Here is a 14412-nt window from a genome sequence, read left to right on the forward strand (position 1 = left end):
CAAGATTCATTTCGCAAAACCCCTATCTGCGCGAGCAGGTAGGGGTTTTGTCTTTTCTGTCCTGGCAAAGAAATCTGGCATGGGAGCGGGTTTGTTGGAACGCCGCTCCCACGAATGTTCAGGCCAGGCTTCATCGCCTTGTCAGTGACGATCTCCAAGCAGCGCCACCAACTCATTGAAGGCAGGACGGGCCAATACGTCGGCCTGCTGGCAGCGTTCAGCCAGTTGCTTCAGTGTTGTGTCCTGCTCGTCGCAGCACGCCAGCAATTCCTCCACAAGAATGCCAAATGCCCTCGCTTCCAGTCGCTCGAGGGCCGATACCGCAAGACTTTGCTCCTGAGGGTGGAACGAGGCGGCGCCGAAGTCGCCCAGCAGGCACTGGCCATCCTCGTCGAACAGGATGTTGTGGGCGTACAGATCCCCATGGCTCAAGCCACGCCCATGCAGGTGAGCACAGACCGAGGCAATACCTCTTATAAGGCGACGCAGGGCCGACTTGGTCAACTGCCGGTCCGCCGGGTAGCGGTCGCGGGTGCAACTGTCGAGGCTAGGCGGGCCGCCCAGGTTCGACCAATGCGCGTCGATCAGTTGCATCACCAAGGCGGGTAGCTGATCTGGATGATCGTCAATGCGCCCAGCCAGGCGCACCAGCTGTGGATGGTGGCCGGCGGCAATACAGGCGCTCATCTCCGCCAACGGCGAACCGTCGCTGGTGATCGCACCCTTGTACAGCTTGACCGCAACCGGCGCTTCCTGATTACGCCAGCGGGCGCGGTGAATCACCCCTGAGGCGCCACGGCCAAGCTCTTCTTCCAGTTGGATATCCTGCCAGTGAAGGGCAGGGCAATGGTCGTCCGTGGCAGGTGCGACAAAGCCATGGGGCAGTGGATTGTCCGCATAGGCCAGCCAGGCCAGGCGTGGCATGAGCAGCAACCAGTCAGGCAGCGCGCCCAGGCGGTTGCTGGCGATGCGCAGCAGTTCCAGGCGATGGCAGCGCGCCAGGCTTGCGGGCAGGTCGGTGAGGCGATTGCCGGCAAGCATGAGCTTTTGCAGGTGTGCGCAGTCCCCCAGTGCCTCGGGCAGCTGCTCCAATACGTTGTCGGTGAGCACCAGTGAGCGTAGCGAGTGTGGCAAGGCCTGGGCATCGACCCGGCTGATGCGGTTACTTCTGAAACCTACGGTTTCCAGGGCCTGGCAGCTGCCGATGGCGTGGGGCAGGTGGGTGAACTGATTGTTGGAGCAGAACAGCACCTTGAGCCGGTTGAGGCGGTGCAGGTCATCGGGCAGTTCGCGGAGCCTGTTGCCGCTCAGGTCGAGCACTTCGAGGCTGTCGCCAAGTGCGAAGATCTCCTGGGGAAAATGGGTGAGGTTCTGGCAGAGATTCAGTCGCGTGATGCCGTGCAGGCGACCGGCGCGCAGGTCTTCGAGGGTATGCATGGGATTGTTCGCTAAACGTGACCGGCCATTGTAGGCGCTTGGGTGCGGCAAATGTGCATATGGGTTGCGACTTAAGTCCGATGGCGGCTGGCCGGCCCCGGTCCATACTCAAGATTCGCCCTTCTATAACAACAAGTACCGGGTTGCGAACCAATGACCTATCAGCACAGCTACGCCCATTCCATTTCCGACCCCGCCAGCTTCTGGCAGGCCCAGGCCGAACAGCTCGCCTGGCAGCGCAAGCCGACCGTCACCTTGCAGCAGAACGCCGATGGTACCCACCGTTGGTTCGCCGATGGCCGCCTCAACAGTTGCTACCTGGCCCTTGACCATCAGATCGAGCAGGGGCGCGGTGAACAACTGGCGCTGATCTACGACTCGCCAGTGACTGGCGTGCAACAGACGTTCACCTATCACCAACTGCGAGATGAAGTGGCCCGCTTGGCGGGTCTGTTGCGTTCGTTGGGTGTGCGCAAGGGCGATGGCGTGATCATCTACATGCCGATGGTGCCCCAGGCCGCCATGGCCATGCTCGCCTGCGCCCGCATTGGTGCGGTGCATTCCGTAGTATTCGGCGGCTTCGCCGCGAACGAGCTGGCCCTGCGCATCGACGATGCCCGGCCGGCCCTGCTGCTGACGGCTTCCTGCGGCCTGGAGTTCGACCGCGTGATCGAGTACAAGCCGCTGGTCGATCGCGCCCTGCAGCTGGCTCGCCACCAACCGCGGCATGTGCTGGTGTTGCAGCGCCCGCAGGCGAGCGCCGAACTGCAGCCCGGGCGTGATCTGGACTGGCAGCAGGCCTTGCTCGGGGCCGCGCCGGTCGCCCCCGTTGAACTGGACGCCGGCGATCCGCTGTACATCATGTACACCTCCGGCACCACCGGCAAACCCAAGGGTATCGTCCGCGAAAACGGCGGCAACGCAGTGGCGTTGTGTTATGCCATGCGTCATGTGTACGGCATGCGAGCAGGAGACGTGTGGTGGGGGATCTCGGACGTCGGCTGGGTGGTGGGCCACTCGCTGATCGTGTACGGGCCACTGATGAGCGGGTGCACCACGGTGTTCTACGAGGGCAAGCCGATCCGCACGCCGGACGCCTCGGCCTACTGGCGGGTGGTGGAACAATACCAGGTCAATGGCTTGTTCTGCGCGCCCACCGCCATGCGCGCCATCCGCAAGGAAGACCCGGAAGGCGCGCTGATCCGCCGTCACAATCTCGATTCGTTGCGCCAGCTGTTCCTGGCCGGGGAGAAACTCGACTCCAGTACCCATGAATGGCTCGAGCGGGTCAGCGGCAAGCCGGTGCACGACCATTGGTGGCAGACCGAGACCGGCTGGCCGGTGACTGCGCCCTGTGTCGGGCTCGAAGGCAGCGCGGCGCGGCCGGGCTCGAGCAATCGGGCGGTGCCGGGGTACCACGTGCAGGTGCTGGATGACGAAGGCAAGCCGTTGGGGCCCAATCAACAGGGCGCCATCGTGATCGCCCTGCCATTGCCGCCGGGTTGCAGCCAGACGCTCTGGGGCGATCACCAGCGCTACCTGCAGGCCTACCTGCAGAGCTACCCCGGTTACTACCACACCGGCGACGGCGGCTACCTGGATGAAGACGGCTTCGTCTACATCATGGGGCGCACCGATGACGTGATCAATGTCTCGGGGCATCGCTTGTCGACCGGGGAAATGGAGGACCTGGTGGCGCGTCATCCGGCGGTGGCTGAGTGCGCGGTGATTGGTGTGCACGACGAGATCAAGGGCCAGGTGCCATTGGCGCTGGTGGTGCTCAAGGACGGGCAGGGCATTGGCGAGGCGCAACTGCAGGGCGAGTTGGTGGCGGATGTGCGCGAACAGATCGGCGCACTGGCCTGCTTCAACCGCGTGCGCCTGGTCAAGCGCCTGCCCAAGACCCGCTCCGGCAAGATCCTGCGGGCGGTGCTGCGCAAGATCGCCGATGGCCAGGACTACACGGCGCCATCGACGCTGGATGATCCGGCGGTGCTAGGGGAGATCGAAGGCGTGTTGGCCGATTTGCCCAGGGCGGGCTGACGCCATCGCGGGCGACGAACCGCGGCAAAAGGGCCGCCTGGCGGCCCCAACTTCTGGATGCCTTACGACTTGAAGCGCCCCACCAACCCGTTCAGCTCATCCGACAGCTGCGCCAGCCTGCCAGAATCGGCCTGTGCAGAGCTGGCCAGCCCCTCTACCAGGCGTGCCTCGTCGTAGATCTGCTGGATATGCCGATTGATTTCCTCGGCCACGCTGTGCTGCTCCTCGGCGGCCGCTGAAATCTGCAGGTTCTGGTCGCGGATCTCGTTCACCGAGAGCTGGATGCCTTCGAAGCTGTCGCGGGCATTCTCGATCGATGACACGCTGGCCCGCGACAGGTCCAGGCAGCTTTCCATCTTCTGCGAAACTTCATGGGTCTTGCCGCCGAGGGTATTGAGCAACTGGTCGATCTCGCCGGTGGAGTCGGCGGTGCGTTTGGCCAGCGCCCGTACCTCGTCGGCCACCACGGCAAAACCACGGCCCTGGTCGCCAGCCCGGGCGGCCTCGATGGCGGCGTTGAGCGCCAGCAGGTTGGTCTGCTCGGCGATGGCGCGGATGGTGCCGAGGATCTGGTTGATGCTGCGGCTGCCTTCTTCCAGTTCGACCATGGCCTGGGACGACTCGCTCAGGCGTCGGCCCAGGCGATTGACGTTGTCGGTGGTCGCTTCGATCTGCTGCTTGCCCTCGGCCACGCGGCGGTGACCCTGTTCGGCGGCATCTGCGGCGCTGCTGCACGAACGCGCCACTTCGTTGGCAGTGGCGACCATCTCGTTGAAGGCAGTGGACACCAGTTCCACCGCCTCGCGCTGGCGCCCGGCGGCCTCGTTCATGTTGCCGGCCATCTCGCTGTTGCTGCGCGAGGCTTCGTGCAGGTTGGTCGAGGCCGCGCCGATGCGCTGGATCAGCTGGCGGATCGCGGCGAGGAACTTGTTGAACCAACCGGCCAGCTCGGCGGTTTCGTCCTTGCCCTGGACCTGCAGGTCGCGGCGCAGATCGCCTTCACCCTCGGCGATCGACTGCAGGCCGGTGCTCACCTGGCCGATGGGCTTGACGATCACCCGCGAGAACGCTGCCGCCACCCCGGCGAAGATCAGCGCCAGCAGCACCACGATCACTGCCGTGACATAGGTCATGCGTGTGGCCGCGGCCATGACCTCATCGTACTCGATCAGCCCGACGAAGCGCCAGCCCAGGCCTGGAGACGTCCACACATTGGCCATGTAGCGCACGCCATCGATCACCACCTCGGTGGCGCCTTGCTCGGTGGCGGCCAACGCCGCGTACGGCGCGCCGAGGTCCTTGAGCTGCTTGAAGCTGTGCCCGGCGTTGCGCGGGTCGACCAGCACGGTGCCGTCCTCGATCAGCATCACGTAGCCGCTGTCTCCCAGCTTGATGCTCTTGACCAGTTCGGTGAGGTTCTTCAGCGACACGCTGACCACGAACACGCCCTTGGCCTTGCCGGCCGCGTCGAGCAGCGCGCGGGCGGTGCCGACCAGGGCCACGTTGTCCTTGTCGTAGTAGTACGCGGCGGTGCGCACCGTCTTGTCCGGGCTGGCCATGGCGGCCTTGTACCAGGGGCGGGTGCGCGGGTCGTACTTGGCCAGTTGTGGGTCATCCGGCCATTTGGCGTAGCTGCCGTCTTCCAGGCCGATTGAAAGGATCGCCGCTGCCGGGTGAGTGGTGCCGTAGCGGGCGAAGGCATCGATGACCCGTTGCGCAGCCTCGGGCATCGGCTGGCTGGCGGCATCGGCGCCGGTGTAGTCCTTGAGCGAGGTGGCCGAGGTGTATACAGGATCCTTGGCCATCTGATCGACGTTCTGCAGCGTGCCATCAAAGAACTGGCGCATGTTGCCGTCGATCTGGCGAATTTCCCGGGTGCTGCCGTCGAGGAACTGATCGACCGCCTCGCTGCGGATGTTCAGCACCGAAATCCCGCCAACCAGGGCGACCGGGATGAAGGCCACCAGTACGAAGGCCAGGATCAGTTTGTTTTTTATTTTCATCGTGACGCCCATCCGTGAGTGTGAAGGGTGTACATGGCCGCTTCGCTAGGGTGGTGGCCACTTGCTACCTTTTCTGTTTCGGCGGGCGGAATATAAACCTTTAGTAGATATTTCGTGTACAGGAAATTAAGGAATTGTCCTGACTTGGCGGGCAAGTAGCAAAAGTGCGTGGGAGCGGGTTTCCCCACGAAGAGGTCTGGGCAGTTGATTCAAGGCGATTACTAAGACTTTCCCCATTTCATGTAGGACGTTTCCCAAGCATGCTTTCGCGGCCTTTCAGCTGTTGTTCTGGCCAGCTGCATTCCTTAGCCTCGCCCAGTCGTTGTCAATTCAACGACCGAGCGTGCACGCCCGAGAATGTGGTTCAAATCGCTCAATGGCGGCTGTACGCGGGAGGCCTTCGGGCCAGCCGGGTTCCTACTCCACGGTCTTGCACACCCGCGTATAGCTGCTTCCCTCGCGCTGAGCGAAAGCGGATATCGAAAGCTCCCATGGCTACCTTCAGTGATCGAGCACCTTGTGATAGGTCACGAATTCCTGCTCGGCCTCATACCCCAGCGATTCATACAGCGCCTGGGCGGCAAGGTTGCTCCTGGCGGTATCCAGGCTCAACCGCTGCGCGCCCTCGGCCTGGAAGATCCCGATCAGTTGCTGCATCAGGTAACGGGCATGACCGCCCCTGCGGATGCGCGGGACAACGAACAGGTCATACAGCCAGTAGAAGCGCTTCATCGCCAGCGAGCAGGTGGCCGGGTACAGCTGGGCAAAGGCGATGGCCTGACCCTCGTCGTCCAGCAGCAGGTAGATCCGCGAGTTGCCGGTTTCGAGGTTGGCCTTGAGGAATGCACGGGAAGCGGGGAGGTCATCTGCCTCCTGGTAGAACATCCGGTACTGGTTGAAGAGGTCCGCGGCGGCGTCCAGGTAGTGCAGATCACAGGCAATGACGTTCATGTCGTGGGCTCGCTATCAGGCTGTCCAGCGCCCTTGCTATGGGGGCAGTCCTGCAGGATTTCATGAAACACATCCGCTCGTACAGATGCGATAAGCAGCGGCGTACGTGCGGCTCCCGAAGGTGTGCGGCGGCCTTGTTTCCAGTGTGCCGCAAAGCCGGAAAATCAGGTCTTTGTCACGAGTGTTTGCCGACCAATGGGGCTGCGGCTTGCTGGCGTCTATTCAGGGCATTAGCATCCGCTTTCCTCACTCACGGCCATGCGCAACCTTTGGCCTACTCCAGGATCAAGGACGAATGTTGCCGCTGCTTTCCCGCTTCCTGCTGCACGCACTGGTGTGTGTGGCTTTTCCCTTTATCTTGAGCCTTGGCTTCGATCTCTACCGGCAGCATGTCGGCCAGCCGATGGCGCGAGGTGTCAGCGTCGGCTTGGCGACGATGCTGGTGTTCTATGCCTTCGTGCTCTTCAACCTGTTGATGGTGGCCATTCCAAGGGCGGCAGTTCGCTACTGGCTGACGCTGTTGCTGGTGCTGCTGGTACTGGCGTTCTTCAATACCTTGCACCCGTTGCGGGCACTGGGATTTGCGTTGTTGTGCGGTGGCTTGTGTGTGGTGGCCATCGGGATGACGCCACTGGTAACGTCGCTGTTGCACCAATGCCGTCGGTGAGGGGGTTCAGCAGGCCAGTACCCGTCGTTCTTCGAGCCACTGTTCGAAGCAGATGAATGTGTCTACAGCGGCTTCTACCGTCCGGGCCTGGGCGGTCGGCTCCGGGGTGGCGGCAGCCAGCCGCTCGAGGAAGCTGCGCCAGCGTGCGCCGGTCAGCGGGCCGTAGACGTCGAGGAACGCGCCGCCGTTGTCGGCGTCGATACCCAGGCGTTCGGCCATGGCCCGCTTGAGCACCTGGCCACCGAGCGTGGAGCCTTCCAGTACATACATCACCCCAAGCGCACTGGCTTCGTCATCGATGCGAGGCAGGGCGTGGCAGCGGGGCAGCGCTTCGATGTCGATGGCCAGGGCGCCCAGGTCGCGTGACAGGGTGGGTGTCTTGTGCCGTTCGGCGCTCTGGTAGGCGCCCAGCAGTAAATCCAATGGGGCATGAAAGCCGTGGTAGGCCCCGAGCAGGTCGGCGTAGGCCGCGCGGTCGAAGCCCTCGCTGAAGAAAGGCAGCCGCGCTTCCAGCCTCTGGTGGCAGGCGCGGGTACCTTCGCGCAAGGCAAGCAGCAACGGGCTGACGGTAGAGGACATGACGGCGGCTCTGGCGTTAGGGCATTCGATACTGCCAGATCAGGCGGCGCAATCACCACTGCCGATTTTGCGCACCTGGCCCGTGAACTGTGGAATCATTGCGCCGCCTCTGGAACGAGGCTTCCACAGCCAAGACAGGAATGCAGCACGATGCGCGCAACAACATGGAACTGGCTGGCCCTGGGGCTGGCGTTGCTGCCGGGCCTGGCCGCCGCGGCGGAACCAGAACCGGTACCGGTATACCGGGAGATCAAGGACTGGATTGTAGGCTGCGACAACACGCGCTTCTGCACCGCGGTCCTGGCCGATCACCCGGAGCGGATGCGAGTGGGCATGCTGGTGCAACGTGAGGCGGGCGCCTGGGGCAACCTGCACCTGACCCTGGTGGGGAGCACCGACTGGTCGGGCGAGCCCATGCTCGACGGCCAGCTGCTGGTCGCCCCCTGGCGCATGACCCGCGGTGTCGAGACCACCCTGGAACTGGAGGGCGCCGATGCCTATGCCGTGTTGCGGCAATTGCGCAATGGCCAGCGCCTGGTGGACGACACCCGGCCAGGAGAGCGGGTAAGTTCGCTGCAGGGGTTGAGCGCCGCCTTGCTGCTGATGGATGCGGTGCAGGGCCGGGTCGGCCACTACAGTGCGCTGATACGCCCCGGCGACAGCGTTGCCGATGCGCAGTTGCCAACTCCGGCCAAGCCACAGGTGCCGGCCTTTGTGGCAGCTACGGCCCTTGGCGCGCAGGAGCAAGCGGGTATTACTCAAGTGGTGATGGCCAAGGCGGCCGCCGAGAACCAGTTGATCAACGAATACGATGTCGCTCCCAAGCTCGAGCTGCATGCCCTGGACGACCAGCATGCGCTGGCATTGCTCAGCTACAACTGCAATGACTTCCACTGTCTCTACGCGTTGTACAAGGTGTCGCGTGAAGCGCCTTACACCCTTGGGCCGCTGGAGTTCGAGGCGCCATCGAGCCCAGTGGTGATCAGCCGGATGCGCGACGCCATCGACTTCTACCCTGGCAAAGGCGAGCTTCACAGCTATGCCAAGGACGACTACCCCGGCAGTTGTGGGGTGGAGGAAAGCTGGCGCTACGATGGCATGCGCATGCGCTTGCTCAGGCTGTCACGGATGGACCGCTGTGCCGAAGTAGGCACCGACAGTTGGCCGGTACTCTGGCGCAGTGAGGGCTGAACGCGTGAAACGGACTTCGGGGATAACGCCATGCAATGGATGAAACACCCGCGTGCGGCATTGCTGCTGACGCTCATGACGCCATCGGTCGTGCAGGCCGAGAACGCCCAGGCACCGCTCGAGGCGGTGCCGATGTACCGGCAGATCAAGGACTGGGCGGTTGGCTGCGACAACACCCGTGCCTGCACCGCGGTAATGGCCATCGACGACGACCTGATGGCCGGGCTGCAGACCATCATAAGGCGCGAGGCGGGGCCACAGGGCGCGCTCGAACTGACCCTGCGCGTGGGCCCGGCGTTTGCGGAACAGGTACTGCTCGATGGGCAGGCACTGTCGGCCAACTGGCAGCGCATCCAGCTTGAATATGACTTCGACCTGCTGCTGAAGGACGATGAGGCGCTGGCGCTCATACGTCGGTTGCGCAACGGTGCACGCCTGAGTTCATTGACCGAGGATGGCGAGCTGGTCGCGTCCTTGCAGGGGCTCAGTGGCGCGCTGTTGACCATCGATGCCGTGCAGGGCCGGGTCGGGCATGCCGATGCCCTGGTCAGAGTGGGAGATGCGTCCGCTGCCGATGTGCCTGGCGCTCCCGATACCGTGGTGCTGCCACAGTTCGTCGCCGCACCGCGCATGAATGACGAGCAGGCTCATGAAATCGGCAGGACGGTAAAACGCCAGGCGAATGTCGAAGGCGATGTGCCGGGGATGAGCAACAGCCATTACGAGGTGCACCCGCTGGACGCTGCCAATGTCCTGGTCATTCTCAACGTGGGGTGCAGTGGCGAGTTCTGCGCCAATTACCTGTATCGGGTATCCCGCGCCGCGCCCTACCAGATCAGCGAAATGGCCTTCGAGGCGCCGACGCCGTTGCTGGCGCCGCGTCTGAGTGGCTATGTAGCGTTCGATGCACAGAGCGGTCAATTGTTTGCCGCTGACAAAAGCCAGGTAGAGCGTGGTTGCGGGGTGATCCAGCAGTGGCGTTACGACGGTGAGCGCATGCGCCTCGAGCGCGTGGCGCGGCTTGATCGCTGCGGGTATGTGAAACCGCAGTTCTGGCCGGTGCTATGGCGTGTGCAGGAGTAGCACAAAGTTGCTCGTGCGCAGCTCAGAACGCCAGCTTGTAGCCGATCAATAGCAGCATGGTCGCCAGGCAAGGTCGCAGCACGCGGTCGGAGATGCGCCCGGTCAGGTGGCTGCCCAGGTAGATCCCCGGCAGCGATCCCAGCAGCAGGTAACCCAGCAGCGACCAGTCCATGTTGCCCATGCCGGCATGACCCAGGCCGGCCACCAAGGTCAGCGGCACGGCGTGGGCGATTTCGGTGCCGACCAGGCGGCGGGTGACCAGGAACGGGTAGAGCAGGAACAGCGCCACGGTGCCCAGCGCGCCTGCGCCGATGGAGGTGAGGGTGACCATCACGCCCAGCACCACGCCGGTGATCACGGTGAGGATGTTCAGGGTACGGTCGCTGAGGTGGTAGTGGTCGCCGGCGTGCTTGCTGGCGAAGGCCTGCAGGCGCGACTTGAACAGGATCGCCAGGGCAGTGAGGATCAGCACCACCGCCAGGCCCTGCTTGATGATGGCGTTTAGCGCCGAGGTGTCGGCGTGCAGGGTGCTGAGGAACCACAGGGTCAGCGCGGCGGCCGGGACGCTGCCCAGGCTCAGCCAGCCGGTGATCTTCCAGTCGATGTTCTTGTTGCGGCCATGCACCCAGACGCCGCTGGCTTTGGTGATGGCGGCATAGAGCAGGTCGGTGCCCACGGCGGTGGCCGGGTTGATGCCGAACCACAGCAGGATCGGGGTCATCAGCGAACCGCCGCCGACGCCGGTCATGCCGACGATGAAGCCTACGATCAGGCCCGCAAGGGTGAAACCGAAAGAACCTACATCCATACGCTACTCGACGCCCAGCTTGCCCGTGATCGGATGAGTGCCAGCATATAGATTTTTTTATAGCCAAATAGACTTGTTCGTTATTAGGTTATAACCACGCTGTGGCGGTACGCTCCTGAAAATCCATGGTCAACCAGAGTGGGTTTATCGGGAGCTGGCCCGCTCGACTGTCCCGGGCACGATTCAACCAACCATGAAAGGAGCGTTCCATGAGCAATGACATCCAGCGTTTTCCCAGCAGCCTGCCGTTTCCTTTTTCCCGAGCAGTGAAGGCCGGGGGCTTCCTGTTCCTGTCCGGCCAGGTGCCGATGAGCGCCAGTGGCGAGGTGGTACGCGGTGATATCCAGACACAGACCCGAGCGGCCTGCGAACGTATCGCCGAGAGCCTGGCAGTGTGTGGGGCGCGTTTCGACCAGGTGGTGAAATGCACGGTCTGGCTATCGGACATGAGCCATTTCGCCGGCTTCAACGAGGTCTACAAAGAGTTCTTCGGCGCAGCGCTACCGGTGCGTTCGACGGTGGCATCGGCGCTGGCATTGGGGGTCGATGTGGAGATCGAGGTGCAGGCGTTCGTCGGCGAGTAAGGAGTAGCTGAAGAATGCCTGCGCATTCGCCGATGTGATCGAAGGCGTGATCGCGGAGGGAGCCCGCTCCTGCAACACGTGCAGGAGCGGGCGGCAGGTCAGATGCGGAAGCTGCCCACCAGTTGCTTCAGGCGCCCGGCCTGCTGGCTCAGGGCGTCGCAATGGCGCAGGGTATCGTTGAGGTTCTCCACCCCTTGCTGGTTCAGCGCGTTGATCTGGGTGATGTCCAGGTTCAGGCTCTCGACCACGGCGGTCTGCTCTTCGGTGGCGGTGGCCACCGATTGGTTCATGCCGTCGATCTCGCCGATACGCTGGGTGACACTGGCCAGGCGCTCACCGGCCTCGTTGGCCACCTGCACGGTCTCTTCGCTGGAAACCTGGCTGGTGTTCATGGTGTGCACCGCCTCACGCGAGCCGACCTGCAGGCTGGTGATCATGCGGTGGATCTCTTCGGCCGATTCCTGGGTGCGGTGGGCCAGGTTGCGCACTTCGTCGGCAACCACGGCGAAACCACGCCCGGCTTCACCGGCACGGGCGGCCTCGATGGCGGCGTTGAGCGCCAGCAGGTTGGTCTGCTGGGAGATGCCCTTGATCACGTCGAGGATCTTGCCGATTTCGTCGGTGCTGGCGTTGAGGGTCTCGATCTGTTCGCAAGACTCGCTGATGCGCTCGGACAGGGCGGTCATGGCGCTGATCGCCTCTTCGACCACCTGGCGGCCACCGTTGGCCTGTTCGCTGGCGCCGCTGGCGTGCTGCGAGGCGTCGGCGGCGTTGCGGGCGATTTCCTGGGTGGCGGCGCCCAGCTCGTTGATCGCCGCGGCGACGCTGTTGGTGCGCATGCTCTGCTCTTCGGAACCGGTGAGCGAGGCATTGGAGGCGACCACGACCTTTTCCGACAGGTCATGCACCAGGCGGGTGGCCGAGGACACTTCGCTGATCGAGGCGTGGATACGCTCGACGAAACGGTTGAACGAGGTGGCCAGCTCGCCGAACTCGTCCTTCTGCTCGACGGTCAGGCGGCGGGTCAGGTCGCCTTCGCCTTCGGCGATGTCCTGCATGGCGCGGCCCATGGTGGTCAGCGGGCGCATCAGTACCGGGATCAGCAGGCCGAGCAGGCCGGCGATGACGGCCACGGCGATGAGCATGGCGATGATGGCCGAGGTACGGAACTGGCTCAGCGGGGCGTAGGCTTTTTCTTTATCGATCGACAGGCCGATGTACCACTGCGCCGACGGCAGGCCGTCCACCGGGGCGAAGGAGATGATGCGGTCCTTGCCATCGAGGCTGACTTCCTGGATGCCGGATTCGACACGCAGCGGGGAGCCTGGGTAGATGTCCTTGAGGTTCTTCATCACCCGGTCCTTGTCCGGGCTGACGATCACCTGGCCATTGCGGTCGACCAGGAAGGCGTGGCCAAGGCCACCGAAGTCGACGGCGTTGATGATGTCGACCAGGGTGTTCAGGCTCAGGTCGCCGCCGACCACGCCGATCAGCTCGCCGCTGGCCTTGGCCTTGACCGGCATGGCGATGGTCACCACCAGGCCACCCACTGCGGCCATGTAGGGCGGGGTCAGCATCGTCTGGTTGGCGGCCACGGCCTGGGTGTACCAAGGGCGCTGACGCGGATCGTAGCCGTCAGGCATCTTGGCATCGGGGCGCTGGGTGAACAGGCCGGTGTTCTGGCCGAAATAGGTGAACTGGAAGTTGCTGGTGTACGACGGCTGGTCGACCAGGCCCGGCACGTTGCTGCCGGCGCCTTGCTGGGCGATGTCCTGGGCCAGGTTTTCCAGGACCAGGATGCGTCCGCTCATCCAGTTCTGCACGCTGCTGGCGGTCTGCGCGCCGGCCTGGCGCACCGACGACTCGATGTTCTGGCGGATGGTGTTGCGTTGCAGGTAGTCGTTGTAGAGGGTGAACAGGGCGAAGGCCAGTACCACGACGGCGCAGGCACTGAGCAGGATCTTGTGGCGGAATTTCAGGTTCATGTTTCGAGACCTTGAGCCAGTGAAAGGAGGGCGCCGCGTGCTTGTGGCACGAGTGGCGGAGCCTGTTGCAACGCTATCGGCCGATTCTGAAAAATGTTGAAAGACTAAATGTCGCAGTACTTGGCCGAATCGTCCTGGCAGGGTGACAAATCATTTCGAAGCCAGCAGGCTCACCAACGTCCTGGCCGCTTGGCCGAGGGGTTGCTGCTTGAGCCAGAAGGCGTTCACTGGTAGTTGCAGTTCGTTGCGGGTGTTCTGAAACTGCAGGCGCACCAGGCGTCCGTCCGCAAGCAGCGGCGCTACCCGCGCCAGCGGCAGGTCGCCCCAGCCCAGGCCGGCCTCGACCATCTGCAGGGCCAGGTCCAGGCTGTCGGTGCGCCAGTGCGAGGTGCCGATCAGCGAGCGGGGATCGCTCAATGGCAGGTCGCGGCTGCACACCAGGATCTGGCGCAGGTTGACCAGGTCCTCAAGGTTGCGGATGCGGCCTTCGCGCAGCGCGGGGTGGTGTGGCGACAGGGTGGCCACCAGCGACTCCAGGGCAATGTGCTGGAAGCTGCGTCGCGGGTCCACCTGCAGCCCGGCGAAGGCCAGGCACAGGCGTACCCGGCCACTGTCGAGCAGTTGCAGGGCCTCTTCCTGCGGGGCGGCGAGCAGTTCGATGTCCAGCAGCGGGTAGCGCTCGCCCAGGCGGGTGATGGCCCCGAGTAACGGGCGCTGGTCGATATCCGGCACCACGGCGATGGCCAGGCTGCTTTCCAGCCCTCGCGACAGCTCCAGCGCATGCACCTCCAACAGCCCCAGCTGTTCGGCGATCAACCGGGCATGGGGCTCCAGTGCCTGGGCCTGGGCGGTCGGGCGTGCCTCCCGCGACCCACGCTCGAACAGCGGGTAGCCAAGCTCCGCCTCGAGGTTGCCGATGGCCATGCTCACCGCCGAGGGTACGCGCCCGAGCGCCCGCGCGGCAGCCGAGAATGAGCCGCGGTCGAGCACGGCGAGAAACAGCAGGATGGTATCGCTGGAAAAGTTCATGGCAGTCTCCTTTCAGCAAATCTGAAAGCTGCCGACTTTTTCTGTCAAGCCT

12 protein-coding genes and 1 pseudogene are annotated in these 14412 nt (G+C 63.8%); 5 read left to right on the forward strand and 8 right to left on the reverse strand.

Annotation, left to right across the window (positions count from 1 at the left end):
• Positions 1 to 141 precede the first annotated feature (141 nt).
• Complete coding sequence (locus ACODS9_RS24185; RefSeq protein WP_401109204.1) at positions 142 to 1437, reverse strand: leucine-rich repeat-containing protein kinase family protein; 1296 nt, start codon at positions 1435 to 1437, stop codon at positions 142 to 144.
• Positions 1438 to 1590: 153 nt separating this feature from the next.
• On the opposite strand from ACODS9_RS24185, the gene ACODS9_RS24190 reads away from it, so the two are divergent.
• Positions 1591 to 3480: a propionyl-CoA synthetase gene (locus tag ACODS9_RS24190; protein WP_401109207.1), complete on the forward strand. Its 1890-nt coding sequence runs from the start codon at positions 1591 to 1593 to the stop codon at positions 3478 to 3480.
• Between the two features lie 62 nt (positions 3481 to 3542).
• Here the strand turns inward: ACODS9_RS24190 and ACODS9_RS24195 are convergent, their stop codons facing one another.
• On the reverse strand, positions 3543 to 5483 hold the full coding sequence (locus ACODS9_RS24195) for a methyl-accepting chemotaxis protein (protein ID WP_489094937.1): 1941 nt from the start codon (positions 5481 to 5483) through the stop codon (positions 3543 to 3545).
• A 501-nt stretch (positions 5484 to 5984) separates the two neighbouring features.
• Positions 5985 to 6434: a GNAT family N-acetyltransferase gene (locus tag ACODS9_RS24200; RefSeq protein WP_489094938.1), complete on the reverse strand. Its 450-nt coding sequence runs from the start codon at positions 6432 to 6434 to the stop codon at positions 5985 to 5987.
• 295 nt (positions 6435 to 6729) lie between these two features.
• Between ACODS9_RS24200 and ACODS9_RS24205 the strand changes: the two genes are divergently transcribed.
• On the forward strand, positions 6730 to 7101 hold the full coding sequence (locus ACODS9_RS24205; protein WP_401109215.1) for a hypothetical protein: 372 nt from the start codon (positions 6730 to 6732) through the stop codon (positions 7099 to 7101).
• Between the two features lie 6 nt (positions 7102 to 7107).
• Here ACODS9_RS24205 and ACODS9_RS24210 read toward each other — a convergent pair whose 3' ends face one another.
• Complete coding sequence (locus ACODS9_RS24210) at positions 7108 to 7680, reverse strand: biliverdin-producing heme oxygenase (RefSeq protein ID WP_489094939.1); 573 nt, start codon at positions 7678 to 7680, stop codon at positions 7108 to 7110.
• Between the two features lie 150 nt (positions 7681 to 7830).
• On the opposite strand from ACODS9_RS24210, the gene ACODS9_RS24215 reads away from it, so the two are divergent.
• Both ACODS9_RS24215 and ACODS9_RS24220 read left to right on the forward strand, forming a co-directional pair.
• Complete coding sequence (locus ACODS9_RS24215; protein WP_401109220.1) at positions 7831 to 8871, forward strand: DUF1176 domain-containing protein; 1041 nt, start codon at positions 7831 to 7833, stop codon at positions 8869 to 8871.
• A 30-nt stretch (positions 8872 to 8901) separates the two neighbouring features.
• Complete coding sequence (locus tag ACODS9_RS24220) at positions 8902 to 9954, forward strand: DUF1176 domain-containing protein (protein WP_401109223.1); 1053 nt, start codon at positions 8902 to 8904, stop codon at positions 9952 to 9954.
• 22 nt (positions 9955 to 9976) lie between these two features.
• Here the strand turns inward: ACODS9_RS24220 and ACODS9_RS24225 are convergent, their stop codons facing one another.
• Positions 9977 to 10762, reverse strand: coding sequence for a sulfite exporter TauE/SafE family protein (locus ACODS9_RS24225; protein ID WP_046854865.1), 786 nt, complete (start codon positions 10760 to 10762; stop codon positions 9977 to 9979).
• A 209-nt stretch (positions 10763 to 10971) separates the two neighbouring features.
• Between ACODS9_RS24225 and ACODS9_RS24230 the strand changes: the two genes are divergently transcribed.
• Positions 10972 to 11346 carry a RidA family protein gene (locus tag ACODS9_RS24230; RefSeq protein WP_094011271.1) on the forward strand — a complete coding sequence of 125 codons (375 nt, stop codon included), beginning with the start codon at positions 10972 to 10974 and terminating at the stop codon, positions 11344 to 11346.
• A 98-nt stretch (positions 11347 to 11444) separates the two neighbouring features.
• Here ACODS9_RS24230 and ACODS9_RS24235 read toward each other — a convergent pair whose 3' ends face one another.
• The 3 genes and pseudogenes from ACODS9_RS24235 to ACODS9_RS24245 all read right to left on the reverse strand — a co-directional run bounded on the left by ACODS9_RS24235 (position 11445) and on the right by ACODS9_RS24245 (position 14360).
• On the reverse strand, positions 11445 to 12185 hold the full coding sequence (locus ACODS9_RS24235; RefSeq protein WP_371918154.1) for a methyl-accepting chemotaxis protein: 741 nt from the start codon (positions 12183 to 12185) through the stop codon (positions 11445 to 11447).
• A 114-nt stretch (positions 12186 to 12299) separates the two neighbouring features.
• Positions 12300 to 13331: pseudogene (locus ACODS9_RS24240) on the reverse strand (HAMP domain-containing protein); the annotation flags it as partial.
• A 150-nt stretch (positions 13332 to 13481) separates the two neighbouring features.
• Entirely contained in the window at positions 13482 to 14360 is an 879-nt protein-coding gene (locus ACODS9_RS24245) for a LysR family transcriptional regulator (RefSeq protein ID WP_367858400.1), read from the reverse strand.
• Positions 14361 to 14412 lie beyond the last annotated feature (52 nt).

The sequence above is a fragment of the Pseudomonas sp. FG36 genome, from assembly GCF_057809275.1.